Source organism: Microvirga roseola (assembly GCF_020866965.1).
Classification (GTDB): domain Bacteria; phylum Pseudomonadota; class Alphaproteobacteria; order Rhizobiales; family Beijerinckiaceae; genus Microvirga; species Microvirga roseola.
Genome location: NZ_JAJATX010000030.1, coordinates 23,703 through 47,096 on the forward strand (window position 1 = coordinate 23,703; position 23,394 = coordinate 47,096).

A 23,394-nucleotide genomic window follows, 5' to 3' on the forward strand; every position below is an offset into this window, starting at 1 on the left:
CGGGCAGGCCCTTTCAAGAACTTTGCCCGCAACGGAATGCTTCATAAGCAGGCTCCAGGCACCCTTTTTAGGCGCTGGCGCTTGCCGTCTGATCGTTGCGGTCGCCGTGGATGAAGAGCGGCTTGGCCTTGCCCTCCACCACCTCGGGGCCGATGACCACCTGCTCGACGGAATCGAGGCCGGGCAGGTCGTACATAGTCTCCAGCAGAATGCCTTCCATGATGGAGCGCAGGCCGCGGGCGCCGGTTTTCCGCTCGATCGCCTTGCGGGCGATCATGGACAGGGCCTCCTCCTGGAAGGTCAGGGCCACGTTCTCCATCTCGAAGAGGCGCTGGTACTGCTTGACCAGGGCGTTCTTCGGCTCCTGGAGGATCTTCTTCAGGGCATCCTCGTCCAGATCCTCGAGCGTCGCCAAAACAGGCAGACGGCCCACGAATTCGGGGATAAGGCCGAACTTCAGCAGATCCTCGGGCTCGACCTCACGGAAGATCTCGCCCGTCCGGCGGTCGTCAGGGGAGCTGACGGAGGCGCCGAAGCCGATGGAAGTGCCCTTGCCGCGCCCGGCGATGATCCGCTCGAGGCCCGCAAAGGCGCCGCCGCAGATGAAGAGGATGTTCGTGGTGTCCACCTGCAGGAACTCCTGCTGGGGATGCTTCCGGCCGCCCTGGGGCGGGACGGAGGCCACGGTGCCCTCCATAATCTTCAGAAGCGCCTGCTGGACGCCCTCGCCCGACACGTCGCGGGTGATCGACGGATTGTCCGACTTGCGGGAGATCTTATCGATCTCGTCGATATAGACGATGCCGCGCTGCGCCCGCTCGACATTGTAGTCGGAGGCCTGGAGCAGCTTGAGGATGATGTTCTCCACGTCCTCGCCCACATAGCCCGCCTCGGTGAGGGTCGTGGCGTCGGCCATGGTGAAGGGCACGTCCAGGATCCGGGCCAGCGTCTGCGCAAGCAGGGTCTTGCCCGAGCCGGTGGGCCCGATCAGCAGGATGTTGGACTTGGCCAGCTCGACGTCGTTATGCTTCGTCGCATGGGCCAGGCGCTTGTAATGGTTGTGGACCGCCACCGAGAGCACCTTCTTGGCGTGCTCCTGGCCGATCACGTAGTCGTCAAGTACGCGGCTGATTTCCTTGGGGGTCGGGACCCCGTCGCGGGACTTCACGAGAGACGATTTCGACTCCTCGCGGATGATGTCCATGCAGAGCTCGACGCATTCATCGCAGATGAAAACCGTCGGGCCAGCGATCAGCTTACGAACCTCATGCTGGCTCTTGCCGCAGAAGGAGCAGTACAGCGTGCTCTTGGAGTCGTTGCCGCCAGCCTTGGTCATTATCACATCTCCAATCCGTGCCTGGGCCGACCCCTGCCGGCCCCGCACTCCTTAAGTTATGAGCGCCGGAGCTAATGAAAGGTTCCGACGCCAAGAATTTGAACGCAAATTGCCTCGCCTCCCGAATCCATATGCAATCACGCCGAAGGCGCGTGATCAACAGAAACGGGATAACACGCCAATTGGACGCACCCGGGAGGAATTTGTCCCCAGCTTTTCCGGGTTAGGTCGGGGTCGCAGCCGGCTCGGGGCGCTTCTCAATGACCTGGTCGATGAGACCGAACTCCAGAGCGGCCTGGGCCGTCATGAAGTTATCGCGCTCGAGCGCCCGCTCGATCTCCTCGTAGTTCCGGCCGGTATGGCCGACATAGATCTCGTTGAGCCGGCGCTTGAGGGCTTCGCTCTCGCGGGCGTGGATCATGATATCGGTCACCTGGCCCTGATAGCCGCCCGAGGGCTGGTGAACCATGATGCGGGCGTTGGGGAGGGCGAAGCGCATCCCCTTCTCGCCGGCCGTCAGAAGCAGGGAGCCCATCGAGGCCGCCTGTCCGACGCAGAGGGTCGAAACCGGGCAGCGGATGAACTGCATCGTGTCGTAGATCGACAGGCCGGAGGTCACCACGCCGCCCGGCGAGTTGATGTAGAAGGAGATTTCCTTCTTCGGGTTCTCGGCTTCGAGGAACAGGAGCTGTGCCACGATCAGCGAGGCCGAATAATCCTCTACCGGACCGGTGAGGAAGATAATCCGTTCGCGCAGGAGGCGCGAATAGATGTCGAAGGCACGCTCACCGCGATTTGATTGCTCGACCACCATCGGGACGAGCGTGCTGTTATAGAGCTCTACCGGATCTCTCATCGTCTCACTGCTCCAAAGTCGGGCGCGCCCCCGCGCGGCCGTCCAAATGATGCAAGCAGCGAGGCGCCTGAACCGGCGTTACTCGCCCTTGCTGGCTTTCTTTCCGCCCTTGGCCTTCGCGGCCTTCGGCTCGGAATCGGTCTCCTCGGCCTCATCGTCGCTGAAGAGGGCTTCCTTGGAAACCGACTCTTCGACGACCTTCACCTGAGACAGGATCTGGTCGACGACCTTTTCCTCGAACAGGGGAGCCCGGATTTCAGCGAGAGCCTGCGGGTTCTTCTGGTAGAACTCCCAGACCTGCCGTTCCTGGCCGGGATACTGACGGACCCGCTCGATGAGAGCCTGGGTGACTTCATCGTCGGAAATCTTGATATCGGACTTCTCACCGATCTGCGCAAGGACCAAACCGAGACGCACGCGACGCTCGGCGATCCTGCGGTATTCGGCCTTGGCCTCTTCCTCGGTCGTGCCCTCGTCCTCGAAGGTGCGGTTGTTCGAGCGCATGTCGCCCTCAACCTGCGCCCACACGGCCGAGAATTCCTGCTCGACGAGGCTCGGAGGCAGCTCGAAGCTGTACTTGGCGTCCAGCGAATCGAGAAGATCCTTCTTCACCTTGCGGCGGGACTGCGCGTCGAAGTCGCGCTTGATGGCGTCGCGGATGGCGTCCTTGAGCTTGTCCAGGGACTCCATGCCGAAGTTCTTGGCCATCTCGTCGTCGATCTTCAGCTCACCGGGAGCCTCGACCTCCTTCACGGTCACATCGAACTCGGCGTCCTTGCCGGCGAGGTGATCCGCCAGGTAGTTCTCCGGGAACTTGACCTTCACGAGCTTGGTGTCGCCGGCCTTCAGGCCGACGAGCTGGTCCTCGAAGCCCGGAATGAAGGTGTTGGAGCCGAGCTCCACACGGATGTCCGTGCCCTTGCCGCCCTCGAACTCGGTGCCGTCGATGCGGCCCACGAAGTCCACGACCACCCGGTCGCCCTCGGCCGCCGCGCCGTCCTTCGGCTCGAAGGAGCGGTTCTGCTTGGCCATGCGCTCGAGCGACTCATTAACCTCGGCGTCGGAGACCTCGGCGACGGGCTTCTTGACCGTCACGTCGGAGATGTCGGCGAGCTCGAAATTCGGCAGGACCTCGAGGGCCACGGTGAAGGCCAGATCGCCCTTGGCGTCCATAGCCTTCTCGACCTCGTCCTTGCTCTCCGGAAACTGGATCTGCGGCTCGTTGGCGAGCTTCAGGTCGTTGTCCTCGACGATCTTGCGGTTTGCCTCGTTGACGGCGTTCTGGACCACATCGGCCATCACCGAACGGCCATAGACCCGGCGCAGGTGACCGACCGGCACCTTGCCCGGGCGAAAGCCGTTGAGCCGCACGCGGTCCTTCAGGGTCGCCAGTTCGTCGTTCAGGCGCTGCTCCAACTCGGTGGCCGGGAGCACGACCTTGAACTCTCGCTTCAAGCCTTGGGACAGTGTTTCCGTCACCTGCATAGTATTCTTCGCCTTCATTCACTCGAGAAATCTGATGTCCGGCTCCGGCCGATGCGGCATGATTGCCGTCAACCAGGCCGCAAGGAGCCTCCGGATAGCCAACCCTGACGGATTGGTGCGGGCGGAGGGACTCGAACCCCCACAACTTTCGTCGCTGGAACCTAAATCCAGTGCGTCTACCAATTCCGCCACGCCCGCGCAGAAGTAGCGCGCGCAAGCGCGCCCCCGTCCAGGACGCGGCTCTATAGCACGGCTGGCGCAAGGTGCATCAAAAAAGTTCGCGTGCGCCAATATGGCAACCAAACTTGGCGGTTCGCGTTCAAGGCTGTACCCGAACGACCATCTTTCCGCGCCAGCACGAGCCCGTTCCATGATCACCCGCCGCGCCGCCGTCGCCGGCCTCGCTACGACCCTCACCGGTCTCCCGCGTGCAGGGTGGGCTCAGCCCTCACCGGCAGCTGCGGAACCCAGAACCCTGACCGCCAGGCCAAGTCCGATGAGACTGCGGCCCGATGCGACCGCCGAGGCGGAGGTCTGGACCTTCGACGGGGTATTGGGTCCCGTCCTGCGCATCAGGCATGGGGAGGAGCTGCGCCTCGCCCTCGCTAATGAGACCGCCCTGCCCCTTTCCCTGCACTTTCAGGGAGTTCATGGACCAAACGCCATGGATGGCGTCGGCGGCTTCACCCAAAAACCCGTCCTCCCCGGCGAACGCTTCGGATACCGCTTCACACCGCCGGATTCCGGGACATTCCTGGTCCGACCCTGCGTTCTGGGCGGCAGCGCAGAGCCGATGGAGCGCGGCCTCTCGGCCCTCCTCATCGTCGAGGAGACGGAGCCGCCGCCGGCGGACCAGGACGTAGCCGTGCTGGTGGATGACTGGCTGCTCAAGGAGGACGGCTCCCTTGCGTCCTTTGAGCCCTCCTCGGAGGCGGCTCCTGCGGGCAGGCTCGGAAGCTGGCTCAGCGTCAACGGCCAATCCGCACCGCAGCGGGTGGAGGCTCGCCCCGGCGGCCGCGTACGATTACGGCTCGCGAATGCCTGCAATGCCCGGTCCATGCGCCTGCGCCTCGACGGACTCAAGGCCTCCGTCATCGCCGTCGACGGGCAGCCGGCCGGAAGCTTCGAACCGTTTCAGGCCTCCCTGCCCTTTGCGCCCGGCAGCCGCTACGACGTCCTCCTCGACCTGCCCTCCGAGGCTGGCGCGAAAGGCGCGGTCATGGCCCTGATCGGCGAGGGCTTGCCCCTGGTCGAGATCGTCGCTTCGGGCGACAGACACCCCGCCCTGCCCGCTGTCGCCCGGCTCTCACCGAACCCGAGATTGCCCGAGGTCATCCGCCTCCAGGACGCGACCCGAAAGGACGTCGTCATCACGGGCGATCCACGAGAGCCGAATGTCCCATGGGCGATCAATGGAGCGCCTGGAAGCCCCTCGGCTTCGCCCCTGATCCGCGTGAAGCGCGGGTGCCCCATCGTGCTGGCGCTCACGAATCGGACGCCGCTCACACAGGTGATGCACCTTCACGGTCACGCCTTCCGGCTTCTGCATCCCCTCGACGACGGCTGGGAACCCTACTTCCTCGACACCGTGCAGGTAGGAGAGAACAGGACCGTTCGGATCGCCTTCGTCGCGGACAATCCCGGCCGATGGCTCCTCGCCTCAACCATCATGGAACGGTTCGACACGGGTCTTTGGACCTGGATCGAGGTCAGCTGAGCAGCCTCCGCAGGATGCCCGGTAGGAGATCGGCCAAGTCTTCGGCGATGAGGCCGGGCCCGAAGCTCGCCCCCGACTCCGCATGGATCCAGACGCCCGCACAGGCGGCCTCGAAAGCAGGCAGATTCTGGGCCATGAGGCCTGCGATGATCCCGCAGAGGGTGTCGCCCGAACCGGCTGTTGCGAGATAGGGCGTCCCGTTTTCGTTGATGGCCGCCCGGCCGTCGGGAGCCGCGATTACAGTGTCCGAGCCTTTGAGCACGATCACCGCTCCTGTGTAGAATGCGGCGCGGCGCGCCCTGTCGATTTTCGAAGGCGGATCAAGGATGTCCGGATGGTCCTTGAACAGGCGGGCGAACTCTCCGCCATGGGGCGTGAGAACCGTGGGCGCGTTCTGGAAGGCCTGATGCAGTTCGGTCGCCATTCCCTCGAAGGACGTGAGCGCATCCGCATCGAGCACGAGGCTGCGCCGGGCCTGCGCGGCCACGGCCACCATGGCGCGGGTCTCCGAATGAACTCCGAGCGCGGGGCCGAGCACCAGGGAGTTGAAGCGCTCGTCCTTGAGTATGTGGTGCAGCCCCTCGGGCCCGTCGCATCCGCGCAGCATGATTGCGGTGAGGTGGGCCGCATTGACGCCCAGCGCCTCCGGAGGCGAGGCGACCGTCACGAGGCCGGAGCCGATCCTGAGGGCAGCCCGGGCTGCGAGCCGCGCCGCACCCGTCCGCGTCGCTCCACCCGACGCGACCAGGGTGTGCCCACGGTCATATTTGTGGGAGGCGAGATTGGGCCGAGGGAGGTCATGTTGCCAAAGGGCCGGCGCATTCGCGAAGAGCCTCCCGCCGCAGGCCTCCAGAATGTCCCGGCTGATCCCGATACCCGCGACGTCGACCGCTCCGCTCATGGCCCGCCCAGGCATCAGGAGGTGGCAGGGCTTGCGCGCGGCGAAGGTGACCGTGCGGGTGGTCTTGACGGCAAGCCCCCTCACCTCGCCCGTGCCGCCGTCGATGCCCGACGGGAGGTCGACCGCGAGAACCGGCCTGCCCGACGCATTCATGCGCTCCACTGTCAGCCGCGCCGCGCCATCGAGATCGCGGGCGAGTCCCGTGCCGAACAGGGCATCGATGATGAGATCGGCCTCTTGAAAGGGAGCATTCTCCACAGGACCGGTCTCGCCCGTCCAGTCCTCGGCGGCGGTGGCCGCATCCCCGGTCAGACGGTCCAGGGCGCCCAATAGCCCGAGCCTGACATGATAGCCCCGCTCGCTGAGAAGAGCGGCGGCGACGAACCCGTCCCCGCCGTTCTGTCCCGGTCCTGCCGCCACCAGGATCTGGCTGCCCGAAGCGACTAATTTTTCGGCACAATCCGCGACGGCGCGTCCTGCCCGCCGCATGAGTTCGATGCCCGGAACGCCGCCGGCGATGACTTCGGCATCGGCGCGCCTCATTTCGGCAGGGGTCAGGACCAGTTCAGGGGCTGTCATGGGGGCAGAATGGCCTCATTTTCGGGAATTGGCGACGATTTCCGCAACTGCACAAACTTTGATCATGTTATGCCCACGAACGGGGCAAAACCGCACGTTTTAAGGAGATGACTCCGTGGAAGGCATCCTGTGCTGGTGCTAAAAGCGGCAAGTCACGAACCGAAACGGTTGATCCGGATGAAGAAGATTGAAGCCATCATCAAGCCTTTCAAGCTCGATGAAGTCAAAGAAGCTCTCCAGGAGGTCGGCCTCCAGGGCATCACCGTCATCGAGGCCAAGGGTTTCGGTCGCCAGAAGGGCCACACCGAACTGTATCGTGGCGCCGAATATGTCGTCGACTTCCTGCCGAAGGTGAAGCTCGAGATCGTCCTCAACGACGATCTGGTCGAGAGCGCCATCGAGGCCATCCGCAAGGCGGCCCAGACGGGCCGCATCGGCGACGGCAAGATTTTCGTGTCGACGGTCGAAGAGGCCGTCCGCATCCGCACGGGCGAGACCGGATCCGACGCGATCTAAGCTCGCCTTCTCCGACCAAGGCCTGAAGCCAAGGCAATCTCTCAAGGGCAGAAGAGGACTAGACCATGCAGACCGCCAAGGATGTTCTCAAGGCGATCAAGGATACCGACGTTCAGTACGTCGACTTCCGTTTCACGGATCCGCGCGGCAAGTGGCAGCACGTCACCTTCGACGTGTCCATGGTCGACGAGGACCTGTTCGCCGACGGCATCATGTTCGACGGTTCGTCCATCGCCGGCTGGAAGGCGATCAACGAATCCGACATGACCCTCATGCCCGACCCGACGACGGCCCAGATGGACCCGTTCTTCTCGGCATCGACCATGTCGATCAACTGCGACATTCTGGAGCCGGCCACCGGCGAGCCCTACAACCGCGACCCGCGCGGCATTGCCAAGAAGGCCGAAGCCTTCCTCAAGTCCACCGGCATCGCCGACACCGTCTATGTAGGCCCCGAGGCCGAGTTCTTCGTGTTCGACGACGTCCGGTTCTCGGCCGATCCCTACAACACCGGCTTCAAGCTCGACGCCTCGGAACTACCGATCAATGGCGACACGGCTTACGAGGGCGGCAACCTCGGCCACCGCATCCAGACGAAGGGCGGCTATTTCCCGGTTCCTCCGCTGGATTCCGCGCAGGACATGCGCAGCGAAATGCTTGCCGCCATGAAGGCCATGGGCGTGACGGTCGAGAAGCACCACCACGAGGTGGCTTCCGCCCAGCACGAGCTCGGAACGAAGTTCAACACCCTCGTGCGCACCGCCGACGAGATGCAGATCTACAAGTATTGCATCCACAACGTCGCCCAGTCCTACGGCAAGACGGCCACCTTCATGCCGAAGCCGGTCTATGGCGACAACGGCTCGGGCATGCACGTGCACCAGTCCCTGTGGAAGGGCGGCAAGCCCCTCTTCGCCGGCAACAAGTATGCCGACCTCTCCCAGGAGTGCCTGTGGTACATCGGCGGCATCATCAAGCACGCAAAGGCGCTGAACGCCTTCACCAACCCGTCGACGAACTCCTACAAGCGTCTCGTCCCGGGCTACGAGGCTCCGGTTCTGCTGGCCTATTCGGCCCGTAACCGCTCCGCCTCCTGCCGCATTCCGTGGACGACCTCGCCGAAGGCCAAGCGCGTCGAGGTCCGCTTCCCGGATCCGACCGCCAATCCGTACCTCGCCTTCGCCGCGATGCTGATGGCCGGTCTCGACGGCATCCTGAACAAGATCGATCCCGGCCAGGCGATGGACAAGGATCTCTATGATCTGCCGCCGCGCGAGCTGAAGAAGATCCCGACCGTCTGCGGCTCGCTCCGCGAAGCTCTCGCCAGTCTCGACAAGGACCGGGCGTTCCTCAAGGCTGGCGGCGTGTTCAACGACGACTTCATCGACAGCTACATCGAGCTGAAGATGACCGAGGTCGCCCGCTTCGAGATGACTCCGCATCCGGTCGAGTTCCAGATGTACTATTCCTGCTAAGAGCCCGTTTGAGAATTGCCCGATGGCACAACATTTAGCGCACCGGATCGGCCGCTCTCCCTGCATGTTGGGGTAGGCGCCTATTTTCAAACGGGCACTAAGCGGGAACGAAGACTTTCCTCCCGGTTGCAGAATTTGCAGCCCACTTCCGCCGGAGCTTTCGGGCTCCGGCTTTTTTATTTTAATTCAAGAGTTTAGGCATATTTGAGGACAATAAGCCGGCCAAGCTGGAACGCCTTTCGAACCTCCCGCGTTGCCGCCCCGACGTGAAAGGGCTGGATACGAGACCCCCTTGAGGAGGTAAGTCATGAAGAAGCTGATGATTGCGACCGCAACCCTCGGTCTGCTGGCCGCTGCTCCCGTGAGTGCCCAGACCTCGACAACGACCACCACGACGACGACCCAGGCCGAGACCACCGGCTCGATCACCATTGCTCCTGAGAAGCGCACGGTCATCCGCCAGCAGCTGGGCAGCACGGCGCCTGTTACCGTTCAGGAGGATGTCACCGTGGGCTGGACGGTTCCGCAGAACATGGAGCTGCAGACAGTTCCGGAGACGGTCGTGTCCGAGGTCCCGAACGTGAAGGGCCACCGCTATTTCGTGCATGATGGAAACGTGGTGCTGGTCGACCCGCAGTCGCGCAAGGTCGTGACGATCATCGAGTAAGCGACCAGTTCCTCTTTACGGGAAGCCGCCCCGGTCTCCGGGGCGGCTTTTCGTTTCAGAACCGGCAAAACAAAAAGGCCCGGGTTTCCCCGGGCCTTCCCTGTCGCAGATGCGACGGATCTTAGTAGGTGCCGAACTTGAAGTTCAGGCCGGCGCGGACGAGGCCGAACTCGAGGTCGTTGTCGTAGCCGACAACGCCGAAACGGTCGTTGTCGCCGTCGAGGNGGTTTCCCCGGGCCTTCCCTGTCGCAGATGCGACGGATCTTAGTAGGTGCCGAACTTGAAGTTCAGGCCGGCGCGGACGAGGCCGAACTCGAGGTCGTTGTCGTAGCCGACAACGCCGAAACGGTCGTTGTCGCCGTCGAGGTTGACGTAGAGGCCTTCGACCTTGGCCGTCAGGTTGTTGGTGAAGGCGTACTCGATACCGCCGCCGAGGGTCCAGCCGCTGTTGCCGTCCGTGAAGGCAAAGCCGCCGGTGGCGTAGATGAGAGCGCGGTCGAAGGCCACACCGGCGCGGGCACGAACCGTGCTGAACCAGTCGTCCGAGCCGCGGTCGTAGTAGCCGAGCACGGTGTTGTAGCGATCATCGTCACCGAGGTCGACCCACTGGATGTCGCCCTCGAGACCGACGACGAACGAGCCCATCTGGTAGTTGAAGCCGGCCTGAGCGCCGCCCAGGAAGCCGCCATCGCTGTCGAGGTCGTAGACCACGCCGTTGATGACGATGTTGTCGTTGGCGTTCCAGCCGTAGCCGGCGTTCACACCGACGTAGAAGCCGGTCCAGGTGAAGATCGGAGCGGCAGCGACGACCGGAACCGGAGCGACGCGGGACGGAAGGTCGGCGGCCATGGCGCCAGCCGTGAAGCCCAGGAGAGCAACCGAGGAGAGAAGAATCTTTTTCATTGTGTCATTCCAAGTTGAGGAGTGCGGCCAAGCTTATAAGCGAGCCCTTCCCCAACGTCTGTAGCTTTCCTGCAACAGCCTTACGGCACCGTGTTCTGGCGCACCCTATGTACCCGGCTCAGCGCCGCTGCAGCCACAGGCGCAACGCCTGTGTGACCCGCTCAGGCTGCTCAAGACTCGACATGTGCCCTGCCCCCGGCACGACGACGAGAGAGGCCCATTCGATCATTTCCGCCATTTCCCGGGCGATCTCGGGCGGCGTGATCGCATCCGCCTCCCCCACCAGTACAAGCGTCGGGATCTCGATGCCGGGCAGCATGGGGCGGGAATCGGTGCGGGCCATGATGGCGCGCTGCTGTCGGATATAAGCCTCCACGCCCGTTTCCCGCATCATTTCGGTCATGATGCCTTTCAGGGCCCCGTTGGACTGATTCTCGGAATGAACGAGACGCGGCCAGAGCCTTGAGACGATATCCTCGGACCGACCGGCTTCCGCCAGCGCGATCAGCCGTTCGCGGTCCTGACTCGCCTCCACGGAATCCGGCCGGGCGCTGGTATCGAGAAGGGCAAGGCGCTCCACCCGCTCCGGGGCTTGGCGCACGACCTCCAGAGCCACGTAGCCGCCCATGGAGAGACCCGCCAGGGAGAACCGCTCGGGCGCCTCGCTCAGGAGCCTGGCGGCGATTCCCCGAATCGAATCGTCCCGACGGTTTTCCGCCACGAGAATCGTGCGGCCATCCGAAAGGGCCGCGATTTGCGGCTTGAAGAGGCGGGATGTGCAGGCCAGTCCGGGTACAAAAACGAGCGTCTCGGCCATTGCGGCTTTTTCCTTTGGATTGACAAGCGCATAGCATGTCCTATGGTCCCGCCGCACCTTGGCTTGAGCCAAATCTCGGGTGAAACCAGTTCCGCGCCTGTTTGTTGCCGTTGAGAGCGGCCGGCACTTAAGAGCGCGCCCAGCCCACAACGGTACTTGTATTCATGTCGTTCGCTGAACTCGGACTTAGCGATAAAGTTCAACAGGCCGTCGCCGCCGCAGGCTACACGGAGCCGACGCCGATCCAGGCGCAGGCGATCCCCCACGTGCTTGCGCGCCGCGACGTGCTGGGCATCGCCCAGACCGGAACGGGCAAGACGGCCGCCTTTACGCTGCCCATGCTGACCCTGCTGGAGACCGGCCGGGCCAGGGCGCGGATGCCGCGCACCCTGATTCTCGAGCCGACGCGCGAACTCGCCGCCCAGGTCGAGGACAACTTCGACAAGTACGGCATCAATCACCGGCTCTCGGTGGCGCTCCTCATCGGCGGCGTCTCCTTCGGCGACCAGGATGCCAAGATCACCCGGGGCGTCGATGTCCTGATCGCGACCCCGGGCCGCCTGCTCGACCATTTCGAGCGCGGCAAGCTCCTGCTCACCGGCGTCGAGCTTCTCGTCATCGACGAGGCCGACCGGATGCTCGACATGGGCTTCATCCCGGATATCGAGCGCATCGTGAAGCTCGTGCCGTTCACCCGCCAGACCCTCTTCTTCTCCGCGACCATGCCGCCGGAGATCCAGCGCCTGGCGGACGCCTTCCTGCATAATCCGGTCAAGGTCGAGGTCGCCCGCGCAGCATCGACCGCGACGACGATCACGCAGCGCCTGGTTGCAACAGGCTCCCAGGATTTCGAGAAGCGCGCAACTCTTCGCGAGTTGATCCGCAGCGCCACGGACCTCCAGAACGCCATCGTGTTCTGCAACCGCAAGCGCGACGTGGCCGTTCTTCACCGCTCCCTGCAGAAGCACGGATTCGCGGCCGTTGCCCTCCATGGCGACATGGACCAGCACGCCCGTATGGCGGCGCTCGATAGCTTCCGCTCAGGCGAGATGCCCCTTCTCGTGGCCAGCGACGTTGCGGCTCGCGGCCTCGACATCCCTGCGGTGAGCCATGTGTTCAATTACGACGTGCCTCACCATGCGGAGGATTACGTTCACCGGATCGGCCGTACGGGCCGCGCCGGGCGGAGCGGCGCTGCGTTCACGCTCGTCGGACCGGGCGACGAGAAGTCCCTGGCCGCCATCGAGAAGCTGATCGGGCAGCCCATTCCGTGGGAAGGCCCGAGCCTAGCCGAGCGGCCGGCGTCCGAGGGGGCCTCGCGCCGCCGTGGCGGACGCGGTGAAGGACGTGGCGAAGGCAGGGAGGAGCGCTCTCGCGGCCGCAAGGTCAAGGTTCGCCGGAGCGGTTCGGACGAGCCTAAGGCAGAAGCACCTGCCCTGCGTGAGCGTGATGAGCAGCCTTCTCGGAAGCCGCGCCCCGAGCGGGAGAGGCAACCGGAGAGGGATAGGCAGGACAGGCAGCCGGAACGGGACAACCGACGCCGCTCCCGCCACGACAACGATTCCGATGCGCCTGTCGTCGGCCTAGGCGATCACGTCCCGGCCTTCCTGCTGAGGCCGGTCCCGGTCAAGAAGGTCAAGTAAGGGATTCGGGCTCCCGCGCCTTCCGGCGCGGCGTAGTTTTCCCTGTTCTCCGCGCCTTGGGAGCCTTCGCCCGGCGTGCTGCGGCCAGAGCCAGTCCGGCCAGTTCCGCAGCTTCGTCCGGGTCGTCCAGGGCTGACTCGGGAATAAGCCAGTAGCTTATGGTCGTGGTGCGGCCATCACGGCTCTCATAGACGAACGGGCGCGAGCCGCGCTCGCGAAAGAGCCCGATGCTTTCGTCGTCCACCTTCAGATAGAGCTCGCCATAGGCTTCGAGGGCGAACATCAGCTCGCCCTGGTAGACGCCCTGCCCGCCGAACATTCTGCGGATGTGAACCGGGCCGAGGTTGCGCAAGACGTCGCGAATGGCCTCGGCATCCATGGCTTACTGCGCCGACTGGAGGGTGCCCGGCGTGGCGGGCGTGATGGCGACCGACTCGCCGCAGCCGCAGGCCGAGGTCTGGTTCGGATTGTTGAAGACGAACTGGGACGACATCCTGGTCGTCTGGAAGTCCATCTCCGTGCCGAGCAGGAACAGCACCGCCTTTGGGTCGATGAGCAAGGTCACGCCCTTGTCCTCGACCACCTCGTCCAGGGGATTGACGCTTTCGGCATATTCCATGGTGTAGGACATGCCGGCGCAGCCGCCGTTCTTCACGCCGACGCGGACGCCCACGATGGGGCGGTCGGCCTTGGAAATGATGTCTTTGACGCGGTTTGCCGCCGCATCGGTCAAGGTCACGACCTTGAAGCCGGGTAGAGCCATAAGCCTTCTCTCCTGACAGCCGGGTTCAAGGCCCGGGCAGAACGAGTTCATTTCCTCATAGATAAGAGGTGAAAGGGAAAACGTCGAGACCGTGCGAGGGTTGCTCGCAGGGGGGATGGCCGGACCGTCTTCAGCGCAGATGCTCCGGCCGGAAGCCGATGCCGATCAGGCGGGCGGGAATCCGCCGGAACTGGGGCCATCGGGCCAGCATACGGATGGGCCAGGGCGCTGAGACCGGCCCTCGGCTGTTCAGCACGGGATCGATCATCCGATTCTGAAGCAGTACCTGCAGCCTTTGGGTCATACGGGTGGGCCACTCCCGCCTTCTCTGCACGCGCGCCAGCTCCTCCGGACCCACAGGGCCAAGCTTCAGCGGCATCCCGAGAATGTTGGCGGTGGCTACTGCGTCCTGGATCGCGAGATTAATCCCCACTCCGCCGACCGGCGACATGGCATGGGCCGCATCGCCAATGCACAGAAGGCCTGGCTTGAACCATTGCTTCAGCCGATCGACCGCGACGGTGAGGAGCCTGATGTCGTCCCAGGACTGAAGCTCCTCGACACGTTCACCGAGGAAGGGAGCGAGGCCCGCAAGCTTCGACCGGAACGCCGGCAGGCCTTCCTGCTTGAGCCGCTCCAGCGAGCCCTTCGGGATGAGATAGGCGCACTGCCAGTATTCGCCCCGGTCGATCATGACCAGCATCCGCCCGGCCTCGATCCGTCCGAGCAACTGGCTTGGATCGTCCGACCGCTTGGAGACCCGCATCCAGAGCACATCCATCGGTGCGCCGATATCCAGGATCTTGAGGCCCGCCTTCTCGCGAACCACGGACCGCCTGCCATCGGCCGCGACCACGAGATCGGCTCGCACTTCGAGGGGACCTTCGGCCGTGGAAACCCGAACGCCAGCCACCCTGCCCTGTTCCTCGATCACGTCCATCACCTCCGCCTGCATTCGGAGCCGGAATTCCGCGTACTCGCGGGCGTGATCGGCGAGGAAATCGAGAAAGTCCCATTGCGGCATGAAGGCGATGAATTTGCAGCGCGTGGGCAGGTGCGAGAAGTCGCCGAGGGTCAGGGTCTCGCCTCCGACGGCGAGGCTGACGGTCTTCGTCTCCTGATGCGGCCGGGAGAGAAAGTCGTCGAGCCATCCGAGCTCGTGCACGACCTCGAGGGTCGATGGGTGAATGGTGTCCCCGCGAAAATCCCGCAGGAAATCGGCGTGCTTTTCGAGAACCAGGACTTCGACGCCCTGACGAGCCAGCAGAAGCCCGAGCATCATCCCCGCAGGCCCGCCACCGACGATGCAGCAGCGGACATGGAGGGTTTCGGGGGCTTGAGGCGCATCCATGCTTGGCCTCCTTCGGACACCGGGCGCAAACGGCCGGGCTGGGGAAGCTTAGCACAGATCCGGCTGTGCTCGGCCTCTTCCGTCCATGAGGCGCCCGAACGACGATGGCCGGGACGAGCCCGGCCATGACGCATGAGAAAATGGATTAGCGAACCGTCGGTGAACTCACCACATGTCCAGCGCGACCCGCGCCTCATCGGACATGCGGCTCTGGTCCCACGGCGGGTCGAAGACCATGTTGACCTTCACGCTCTGCACCCCCTGAACCGTGGAGACGGCGTTCTCCACCCAGCCCGGCATTTCGCCGGCAACGGGGCAGCCCGGGGCGGTCAGAGTCATGTCGATGGTGACGTTACGGTCATCGTCGATATCCACCCGGTAGATCAGGCCGAGCTCGTAGATGTCGGACGGGATCTCGGGATCGTAGACCGTCTTCAAGGCCGCAATGATGTCATCCGTCATCCGGTCGAGCTCTTCCGGCGGAATGGCCGAGCCGGGGGAAGCCTGCGGCGCATTGGTTGGAGATAGGTCGTTCACAGGTCAATCCTCACGCAAACAGGGCTTCGGCCTTTTGCAAGGCGTCCGCCAGTTTATCGACTTCTTCCATGGTGTTGTAGAGGCCAAAGGAGGCCCGGCAGGTCGAGGTCGCACCGAAGCGCTCCAGCAGCGGCATGGCGCAATGGGTTCCCGCCCGAACCGCCACGCCCTGCCGGTCGATGACGGTGGCGATATCGTGGGCATGGGCGCCCTTCATCTCGAAGGCGATGATCGCACCCTTGCCCCTGGCCTGCCCGATGATACGCAGCGAGTTCATGCCCCGCAGGCGCTCATGGGCGTATTGCGACAGAGCCTCCTCATGGGCCCGGATGTTCTCCCGGCCGAGCTTCATCATGAATTCCAGCGCAGCTCCCAGGCCGATGGCCTCGATGATGGCAGGCGTGCCCGCCTCAAACCGGTGCGGCGGGTCGTTGTAGGTGATCGCGTCCTGGCGGACCTCGCGGATCATCTCGCCGCCGCCCTGGTAAGGCGGCATCTTCTCGAGCCACTGGCGCTTGCCGTAGAGCACGCCGATGCCTGTCGGCCCATAGACCTTATGGCCGGTGAACACATAGAAATCGGCATCGAGGTCGCGCACGTCCACGTCGAGATGCACGGCCCCCTGTGCCCCATCCACCAGCACCGGCACGCCGTGGGCGCGGGCGATGCGGATGATCTCCTTCATCGGCGTCACGGTGCCCAGCACGTTCGACATATGCGTGATGGCGACGATCTTGGTGCGCGGCGAGAAGAGCTTCTCGAACTCCTCCACGAGGAAATTGCCCTCATCGTCCACCGGCGCCCATTTGATGACCGCGCCCTTGCGCTCTCGCAGGAGGTGCCAAGGCACGATATTGGAGTGATGCTCCATGATGGAGAGAATGATCTCGTCCCCCTCCCCGATATTCATGCGGCCGAAGGAATCCGCCACGAGGTTGTAGGCTTCCGTCGCGGACTTGGTGAAGACGATCTCATCCACGGATTCCGCGTTCAGGAATGTCCGCACGGTCTCGCGCGCCCGCTCGAAGCCTTCGGTCGCCATGTTGGCCATGTAGTGCAGGCCGCGATGAACATTGGCGTACCCCGTCTCCATGGTGTTCACCATGGCCTCAATCACCGCGCGCGGCTTCTGGGCCGAAGCGGCATTGTCGAGATAGACGAGCGGCTTGCCGTAGACCTGCTGGGACAGGATCGGAAACTCGGCCCGGACGGCCTCGATGTCGTAAGGCTTCACTTGCATGTTCATCGCCTCTTGCTCCCCTCTCCCGCCTTTCGCCGGCCTTGTGCCGGCGATCCCGACGAACTGAAGCCCGGCTTTTCGGATTGAGATGGCCGGGACAGGCCCGGCCATGACGTATTGGAGTGTTCAGCCCCGAGCCTTCAGCCAGCCCTCGACCGTGGCAACCAGCGCCTCGCGGGCCGCCTCGTTCTCGACGAACTCGACAGCCTCGCCGAGGAACGCCTGGACCAGAAGGCTTTCGGCCTCCTTCTTCGGCAGGCCGCGCGCCATGAGGTAGAACAGGAGGTCCTCGTCGAGCTGACCGCAGGTCGCGCCGTGGGCGCACTGCACGTCGTCGGCGAAGATTTCGAGTTCCGGCTTGTTGTTCATGGCGCCGCCCTCACCGAGGAGGACCGCCGCCGACATCATACGGCCGTCGGTCTTCTGGGCGTGGTGGGGCACGATGATCTTGCCCTGGAACACGCCCGTCGCCTCGCCGTCGATGATGGTCTTGAACAGCTCGCGGCTCTCGCATTGCGGGGCGGCATGCTCGACGACGAGCGTGGAGTCGCCATGCTGCGAGCCCTTCAGCATCGTCGCGCCGTTGACCCGCAGGTTCGTGTTCTCGCCGTTCAGGACTGCAAATACCTGATGGCGGGACACGGCCGCGCCGGTCACCACGTTGATGCTGTTGAAGGCGGCATCCGCGCCGACCTTTATCGCCATGGTGGACAGGGCCAGAGCCTTGTCACCCTCGGCATTGACGCGCACGTGCTGAACCTTCGTGCCGTCGCCCGCGATCAGCTCCACCACGTCGTTCGGCTGATGGTTCGCGCCGTCGGTGCTCTCGTGGCTTTCAAGCAGCGTGACGGAAGCGCCGTCCTCGACCAGCACCAGCACGCGGGTCGCAGTGGCAACCGCCGACTCTGCCGCCGTGACGAAGCGCAGATGGAGCGGCGCCGTGACCTCGCCCACCACGCGGATCATGACGCCGTCGGCCATGAAGGAGGTGTTGAGCTGGTAGACCGGGTTGTCGCTCGCCCACGGAACGGGGCTGAGCCTGGCGAGCCAATCATGGTTGTCGGCCAGGGCTTCGCCGAGGGGGACGATCTCGATGCCTTCCGGCAGGCTTTTGAAATCCACCGCATCGCGCACGAAGTGGCCGTTCACGAACGGCACCTGCAGAGCCTCGACGCCTGCGAGCGCCTTGGCATTCTCCAAAGCCGCCGCGGCCTCCTTGGACGAGGGCGCGACGGCGAAGGGTGCGGCCTCGCGCAGGAAGGCGCGCAGGTCCGTGTACTTGAACTCCTCCACCCGGCGGTGCGGCAGCCCGCGCGCCGAGAAGAGCTCGAAGGCCTGAGCGCGCGATTCCACGTTGCCCGGCAACAGGGTCTTCGCGCTCTCGAAAGCCTGCGCCAGCGCGGTCTCGGCCGGCGTCTTCATGAGAGTGACGTCGGCCATGTTACGCGGCCTCGCCTGTGCGGTATTCGGCATAGCCGCTCGCTTCGAGCTCGAGCGCGAGCTCCTTGCCGCCCGACTTCACGATGCGGCCGCTGTGCATCACGTGCACGGTGTCGGGCACGATGTGGTTGAGCAGGCGCTGATAGTGCGTGATGACGAGGAAGGCGCGGTCGGGCGAGCGCAGAGCGTTCACGCCCTCGGACACGATGCGCAGCGCGTCGATGTCGAGGCCGGAATCGGTCTCGTCCAGGATGCAGAAGGATGGCTGCAGCAGCGCCATCTGTAGGATCTCCATGCGCTTCTTCTCGCCGCCGGAGAAGCCGACATTGAGGGCGCGCTTGAGCATGTCCTTCGGGATCTCGAGCTGCTGGGCGGCGGCGTTCACGCGCTTGATGAAGTCCGGGGTCGACAGTTCCTCCTCGCCGCGGGCCTTCCGCTGGGCGTTGAGGGTGGCCTTGAGGAACGTCATCGAGGCGACGCCGGGGATCTCCAGCGGATACTGGAAGGCCAGGAACACGCCCACAGCCGCACGCTCGTCCGGCTCCATCTCCAGCAGGTTTTCGCCATCGAGCAGGATCTCGCCGTCGAGGACTTCGTAGTCCTCCTTGCCGGCAAGCACGTAGGACAGGGTCGACTTGCCCGAGCCGTTGGGGCCCATGATGGCGGCGATCTCGCCCTTGTTCACGGTGAGGTTGAGACCGTTGAGAATGCGCTTGTCCTCGATCTGGACATGCAGGTTCTTGATTTCGAGCATGGTGATTTTCCTAAAACTGTCATCCTGAGGAGCACGCCTCTGCGCGCCGCCTCGAAGGATGATTGATGATTTCAGCGAGACGCCCCTCGTCCCTCGTGACGCCGCCTTTGGCGGCTCCTCAGGACGAGGGGCTAAGTTGCGATTAACCGACCGAGCCTTCCAGCGAGATCGAGATCAGCTTCTGCGCCTCGACGGCGAACTCCATGGGGAGCTGCTGCAGCACGTCCTTCACGAAGCCGTTCACGATCAGCGCCGTCGCCTCCTCTTCCGAGAGGCCGCGCTGCTGGCAGTAGAACATCTGATCTTCGGAGATCTTCGATGTCGTCGCCTCGTGCTCGAACACGGCGCTGGCGTTCTTCGACTCGATATACGGCACCGTATGCGCGCCACACTCGTTGCCGATGAGCAGCGAGTCGCAGTTCGTAAAATTGCGTGCGCCGGTCGCCTTGCGATGGGCGGAGACAAGGCCGCGATAGGTGTTGTCGGACTTGCCCGCCGCGATGCCCTTCGAAATGATCCGGCTCGTGGTGTTCTTGCCCAGATGGATCATCTTGGTGCCGGAATCGACCTGCTGCATACCGTTCGACACCGCGATCGAGTAGAACTCGCCGCGGGAATTGTCGCCGCGCAGGATGCAGGACGGATACTTCCAGGTGATGGCGGAGCCCGTCTCGACCTGTGTCCAGGTGATGACCGAGTTCTTGCCCCGGCAATCGCCGCGCTTTGTCACGAAGTTGTAGATGCCGCCCTTGCCCTGAGCGTCGCCCGGATACCAGTTCTGGACCGTCGAGTACTTGATCTCGGCATCGTCGAGCGCCACCAGCTCGACCACCGCGGCGTGCAGCTGGTTCTCGTCGCGCTTCGGGGCCGTGCAGCCCTCGAGATACGAGACGTACGAACCCTTGTCCGCGATGATGAGGGTGCGTTCGAACTGGCCCGTGTTCTTCTCGTTGATGCGGAAGTAGGTCGACAGCTCCATCGGGCAGCGTACGCCCGGCGGCACATAGACGAACGAGCCGTCCGTGAACACGGCCGAGTTCAGCGTCGCGAAGTAGTTGTCCGTCACCGGCACGACCGAGCCGAGATACTGCTTAACGAGCTCGGGATATTCCCGGATCGCCTCTGAGATCGGCATGAAGATCACGCCGGCCTTCTTCAGCTCCTCCTTGAAGGTCGTGGCGACCGACACGGAATCGAACACCGCGTCCACGGCGACCCGGTTGCGCGGCTCGACGCCGGCCAGGATCTCCTGCTCGCGGAGCGGAATGCCGAGCTTCTCGTAGGTCCTGACAATCTCCGGGTCCACCTCGTCGAGGGACTTCGGCGCCGGGTTCTTCTTCGGCGCGGCGTAGTAATAGATGTCGTTGTAGTCGATCTTGTCGTACGACACGCGCGCCCAGTTCGGCTCCTTCATGGTGAGCCAGCGCTTGTAGGCGTCGAGGCGCCACTGGAGCATCCACTCGGGCTCGCCCTTCTTGGCCGAGATGAAGCGGATCACATCCTCGGAGAGACCCTTCGGAGCCTTCTCCATTTCGACCTCGGTCTCGAAGCCGTACTTGTACTGATCGACGTCAATCGACCTGACCTGGTCGATCGTCTCCTGCACTGCAGGCATCTGTCTCTCCCACCTCTCACGGTTTCAAGGACCGCGGGTTGATGACAATGAAAAGCAAGCCTGGCCACTCAGTCAGGCCGCGCTCGCCTTCCGCTTATATAAGGTGCCGACCACCCTTTCGCACGCTTCCGCAAAGCGGATCACGTCCTCTTTCGTGGTCGTCCACCCCAAACTCACACGCAAAGTGCCCTCTGCGAGGGCGGGCTCCACGCCCATGGCGTCGAGCACATGCGACCGCCTGACCTTTCCGGACGAGCAGGCCGAACCCGAGGACAGGGCCACCCCCGCCAGATCGAAGGCGATCAATGCCGTCTCGGCCTTGAGGCCGGGTATGGCAAAGGCGAAGGTATTAGGCAACCGCTCAGCTTGCGCGCCCACAACAAGCGCCTCGGGCGCGACCCGGCGCAGATGCGCCTCGGCCTCGTCCCGCAGGGAACTCAGACGCCCGGCCTCGCGGGTCAGGTTGGCCTGCGCGATCTCGGCGGCCGTTCCGAAGCCCGCGATGGCGGCAACGTTCTCGGTGCCGGCCCGGTGGCCCTTCTCCTGGCCGCCGCCCCGGACGAGCCGGTCCGCGATCTCGAACTGGTCGGAAGCGAAGACAACCGCCCCTATTCCTTTCGGCCCGCCGAATTTGTGGGCCGACAGGGTCAGCACATCGACGCCGAGGGCGGCGATGTCCACCGGGACCTTGCCGGCCGCCTGGACGGCGTCCGTGTAGACGAGGCCGCCATGCTCATGAACCAGGGCGGCGATCTCGGCAACCGGCTGCAGGACGCCTGTCTCGTTGTTGGCAAGCTGAACGGAGACTAGGACCCGCTCCTCCCCGGCCCCTTTCAGGTGGGCTTCGAGCCAGTCCACATCAAGGACGCCGCGGGCGTCGACGGGAATCGCCGAAACCTTCTCCGACGGAAAACGGTGGCCATTGAGCACACAGGGATGCTCCGCTGCGCCGACGAGAAGCCGCACCGTCCCAGCCTGTCCGAGGCGGCGGAACGAGGGCGTCAGCACCAAGTTCGCAGCCTCCGTCCCGCCGCTCGTGAAAACGACGTTCTTGGCCCTGGCTCCGACGAGCCTCGCCACCTTTTCCCGTGCGCCCTCGAGCTCGGCGCGCGCGGCGCGGCCCTCGGCATGGACCGAGGAGGGGTTGCCGGGCAGTTGCAGGGCGCGCGCGACCGCCTCCGCCGCCTCGGGCCTGACCGGCGAGGTGGCGTTGTGGTCGAGGTAGATGCGCTGGCCCGATGCCATGGCTGCCGTCCCAAGCCTCACGAAATTCTTGCAATTGCCCCTGGTTGCCGTGCTAAAGCACCGCAACCACATCATGCCAGGTTTGCCCTGGGGCCGTTCCGGCGCAGAGCAAATGTAACAAAGGTGCAACTTAGAACTATTCTAAGGCCCCTTTTTTGAAGAATCCGGAGCCGGAAGTCAAGGCATTCGGGGTTTTCCCTCTCCCGACGGAGAGGTGAGCAAGAGGTTCGCGTTCATGCCTGAAGTCATTTTCACGGGTCCCGCCGGTCGCATCGAGGGGCGCTACCAGCCTGCGAAGCAGAAGGGTGCTCCCATCGCCATCATCCTGCACCCGCACCCGCAGTTCGGCGGCACGATGAACAACCAGATCGTGTACAACCTCTATTATGACTTCGTGAACCGCGGCTTCTCGGTCCTGCGCTTCAATTTCCGCGGCGTCGGCCGCAGCCAGGGCGCCTTCGACCACGGCCAGGGCGAATTGTCGGATGCGGCCGCCGCGCTCGACTGGGCCCAGGCCATGAACCCGGATGCCCGCGCCTGCTGGATCGCCGGCGTTTCCTTCGGCGCCTGGATCGGCATGCAGCTCCTCATGCGCCGCCCGGAGATCGAGGGCTTCATCTCGATCGCCGCCATGGCGAACCGCTACGACTTCTCGTTCCTCGCCCCCTGCCCGTCCTCCGGCCTCTTCGTGCACGGCTCGGAGGATCGCGTGGCTCCGGTCAAGGACGTGATCAGCGTCATCGAAAAGGTGAAGACCCAGAAGGGCGTGAAGCTCGAGCACGCGGTGGTCGAGGGCGCCAACCATTTCTTCGACGGCAGGGTCGACGAACTGATGGTGGCCGTGGACAAATACCTCGACAAGCGCCTGGGCGACAGCGAACAGGCGGCTTGAGGCCGGGCCGGTCCAACAGGCCCGGATCGGGGATTTCCTCTTCTTTGCAATCTGCCGGACGAGGCGAAAGCTTTTCGCCTGCCCTTATAATCCGGACCCCGAAAGCTGATGCCGGCGCCGCTCCCATCCATGGAAGCGGCAATTTCTTTTGCCCATGCGCCGCAAGCAACGACTGACCAAGTCGCCCGGTCTCGGAGTAGCTGTCATCGAAGCCTGAGGGATCGAAGCCTTCCAAAAAAGAAGAGCCGGTGGTCATCCACTGGCTCCTCCACCACCTGAGATTCTTACTGTCCTAGACGAGCAGGAAATGCGTCCAGTTGAGGGTCGATCCCGCCGTGACCGCAGCAAACTTTACCTGGGCCGCAGCAGCTCCGGATCCGTCCGCATCGTAGAACAGATCACCGGTTGCCTGATTGTAGACGATGCGGTGCGATGAGGAGGTCGCGGCCGAACCGACCGCAAACGACCAGCTGTCGATGTAGGTCCCGCCCGACGCGTTGGTGAAGACGCTACGGCTGAGCTGGAACTTATCCTCTCCGGTTGCGAAGTCCTCAATTGTGTCCACGTTGCCGGCACCTAGGGGAGCATCGACATCGAACCAGAATATATCTCTACCTGTGCCACCAATCAGCCAGTCAGAGCCCTGGCCGCCGACGATCGTA

Annotated in this window: 22 protein-coding genes and 1 tRNA gene; 6 read left to right on the top strand and 17 right to left on the bottom strand. The window is 64.0% G+C overall.

Translation table 11 applies throughout. The annotated features are described in order from the left end of the window. Positions 1 to 67 precede the first annotated feature (67 nt). The 4 genes from clpX to LG661_RS16140 form a co-directional block, all read right to left on the bottom strand. Complete coding sequence (gene clpX, locus LG661_RS16125; RefSeq protein ID WP_230532909.1) at positions 68 to 1,336, bottom strand: ATP-dependent Clp protease ATP-binding subunit ClpX; 1,269 nt, start codon at positions 1,334 to 1,336, stop codon at positions 68 to 70. Between the two features lie 223 nt (positions 1,337 to 1,559). Next, entirely contained in the window at positions 1,560 to 2,192 is a 633-nt protein-coding gene (locus tag LG661_RS16130) for an ATP-dependent Clp protease proteolytic subunit (protein ID WP_230532910.1), read from the bottom strand. Between the two features lie 78 nt (positions 2,193 to 2,270). Further along, on the bottom strand, positions 2,271 to 3,677 hold the full coding sequence (gene tig, locus LG661_RS16135) for a trigger factor (protein ID WP_230532931.1): 1,407 nt from the start codon (positions 3,675 to 3,677) through the stop codon (positions 2,271 to 2,273). A 113-nt stretch (positions 3,678 to 3,790) separates the two neighbouring features. Further along, positions 3,791 to 3,875, bottom strand: a tRNA-Leu gene (locus LG661_RS16140). Between the two features lie 172 nt (positions 3,876 to 4,047). Here LG661_RS16140 and LG661_RS16145 point away from each other — a divergent pair. Beyond that, a complete protein-coding gene (locus tag LG661_RS16145; protein ID WP_407666730.1) occupies positions 4,048 to 5,394 on the top strand; it encodes a multicopper oxidase family protein in 1,347 nt (448 codons plus the stop codon). Here LG661_RS16145 and LG661_RS16150 read toward each other — a convergent pair. Next, complete coding sequence (locus LG661_RS16150; protein WP_230532912.1) at positions 5,387 to 6,874, bottom strand: NAD(P)H-hydrate dehydratase; 1,488 nt, start codon at positions 6,872 to 6,874, stop codon at positions 5,387 to 5,389. The two genes, LG661_RS16145 and LG661_RS16150, sit on opposite strands and share 8 nt — an antisense overlap. A gap of 177 nt (positions 6,875 to 7,051) precedes the next feature. On the opposite strand from LG661_RS16150, the gene LG661_RS16155 reads away from it, so the two are divergent. From LG661_RS16155 to LG661_RS16165, 3 genes are all read left to right on the top strand, one after another. Next, positions 7,052 to 7,390 carry a P-II family nitrogen regulator gene (locus tag LG661_RS16155; RefSeq protein ID WP_091134474.1) on the top strand — a complete coding sequence of 113 codons (339 nt, stop codon included), beginning with the start codon at positions 7,052 to 7,054 and terminating at the stop codon, positions 7,388 to 7,390. A gap of 65 nt (positions 7,391 to 7,455) precedes the next feature. Beyond that, entirely contained in the window at positions 7,456 to 8,865 is a 1,410-nt protein-coding gene (glnA, locus tag LG661_RS16160) for a type I glutamate--ammonia ligase (protein WP_230532913.1), read from the top strand. A 307-nt stretch (positions 8,866 to 9,172) separates the two neighbouring features. Further along, positions 9,173 to 9,532: a DUF1236 domain-containing protein gene (locus LG661_RS16165; RefSeq protein WP_230532914.1), complete on the top strand. Its 360-nt coding sequence runs from the start codon at positions 9,173 to 9,175 to the stop codon at positions 9,530 to 9,532. A gap of 264 nt (positions 9,533 to 9,796) precedes the next feature. Here LG661_RS16165 and LG661_RS16170 read toward each other — a convergent pair whose 3' ends face one another. After that, a complete protein-coding gene (locus LG661_RS16170) occupies positions 9,797 to 10,435 on the bottom strand; it encodes an outer membrane protein (RefSeq protein WP_230532915.1) in 639 nt (212 codons plus the stop codon). A gap of 118 nt (positions 10,436 to 10,553) precedes the next feature. Then, positions 10,554 to 11,252 (bottom strand): alpha/beta fold hydrolase, encoded by a 699-nt coding sequence (locus LG661_RS16175; RefSeq protein ID WP_230532916.1) that lies wholly within the window; start codon positions 11,250 to 11,252, stop codon positions 10,554 to 10,556. A gap of 164 nt (positions 11,253 to 11,416) precedes the next feature. Here LG661_RS16175 and LG661_RS16180 point away from each other — a divergent pair, with 164 nt between their 5' ends. After that, entirely contained in the window at positions 11,417 to 12,895 is a 1,479-nt protein-coding gene (locus tag LG661_RS16180; RefSeq protein ID WP_230532917.1) for a DEAD/DEAH box helicase, read from the top strand. Here the strand turns inward: LG661_RS16180 and LG661_RS16185 are convergent. The 9 genes from LG661_RS16185 to LG661_RS16225 all read right to left on the bottom strand — a co-directional run bounded on the left by LG661_RS16185 (position 12,888) and on the right by LG661_RS16225 (position 21,840). Continuing rightward, the gene (locus LG661_RS16185; protein ID WP_230532918.1) at positions 12,888 to 13,274 is read right to left on the bottom strand and encodes a TfoX/Sxy family protein; all 387 of its coding nucleotides are present in this window, start codon (positions 13,272 to 13,274) and stop codon (positions 12,888 to 12,890) included. The genes LG661_RS16180 and LG661_RS16185 overlap by 8 nt on opposite strands. Positions 13,275 to 13,277: 3 nt before the next feature. Beyond that, positions 13,278 to 13,658, bottom strand: a complete 381-nt coding sequence (locus LG661_RS16190; protein WP_230532919.1) for a HesB/IscA family protein — start codon at positions 13,656 to 13,658, stop codon at positions 13,278 to 13,280. A 130-nt stretch (positions 13,659 to 13,788) separates the two neighbouring features. After that, positions 13,789 to 15,009 carry an FAD-dependent oxidoreductase gene (locus LG661_RS16195; RefSeq protein ID WP_230532920.1) on the bottom strand — a complete coding sequence of 407 codons (1,221 nt, stop codon included), beginning with the start codon at positions 15,007 to 15,009 and terminating at the stop codon, positions 13,789 to 13,791. A 165-nt stretch (positions 15,010 to 15,174) separates the two neighbouring features. Continuing rightward, on the bottom strand, positions 15,175 to 15,471 hold the full coding sequence (locus tag LG661_RS16200) for an SUF system Fe-S cluster assembly protein (RefSeq protein WP_246408183.1): 297 nt from the start codon (positions 15,469 to 15,471) through the stop codon (positions 15,175 to 15,177). 85 nt (positions 15,472 to 15,556) lie between these two features. Then, positions 15,557 to 16,792 carry a cysteine desulfurase gene (locus LG661_RS16205; protein ID WP_230532921.1) on the bottom strand — a complete coding sequence of 412 codons (1,236 nt, stop codon included), beginning with the start codon at positions 16,790 to 16,792 and terminating at the stop codon, positions 15,557 to 15,559. Positions 16,793 to 16,912: 120 nt separating this feature from the next. Then, complete coding sequence (gene sufD / locus LG661_RS16210; RefSeq protein ID WP_230532922.1) at positions 16,913 to 18,226, bottom strand: Fe-S cluster assembly protein SufD; 1,314 nt, start codon at positions 18,224 to 18,226, stop codon at positions 16,913 to 16,915. Between the two features lies 1 nt (position 18,227). Next, a complete protein-coding gene (gene sufC / locus LG661_RS16215; RefSeq protein ID WP_230532923.1) occupies positions 18,228 to 18,980 on the bottom strand; it encodes a Fe-S cluster assembly ATPase SufC in 753 nt (250 codons plus the stop codon). Between the two features lie 142 nt (positions 18,981 to 19,122). Continuing rightward, positions 19,123 to 20,595 carry a Fe-S cluster assembly protein SufB gene (gene sufB / locus LG661_RS16220; protein WP_230532924.1) on the bottom strand — a complete coding sequence of 491 codons (1,473 nt, stop codon included), beginning with the start codon at positions 20,593 to 20,595 and terminating at the stop codon, positions 19,123 to 19,125. Positions 20,596 to 20,667: 72 nt separating this feature from the next. Beyond that, a complete protein-coding gene (locus tag LG661_RS16225; protein WP_230532925.1) occupies positions 20,668 to 21,840 on the bottom strand; it encodes a cysteine desulfurase family protein in 1,173 nt (390 codons plus the stop codon). A 235-nt stretch (positions 21,841 to 22,075) separates the two neighbouring features. Here LG661_RS16225 and LG661_RS16230 point away from each other — a divergent pair, with 235 nt between their 5' ends. Further along, a complete protein-coding gene (locus LG661_RS16230) occupies positions 22,076 to 22,732 on the top strand; it encodes an alpha/beta hydrolase (protein ID WP_230532926.1) in 657 nt (218 codons plus the stop codon). Positions 22,733 to 23,024: 292 nt separating this feature from the next. Here the strand turns inward: LG661_RS16230 and LG661_RS16235 are convergent. Next, on the bottom strand, positions 23,025 to 23,394 hold a 370-nt coding region (locus LG661_RS16235), incomplete at its 5' end, for a M10 family metallopeptidase C-terminal domain-containing protein (protein ID WP_230532927.1).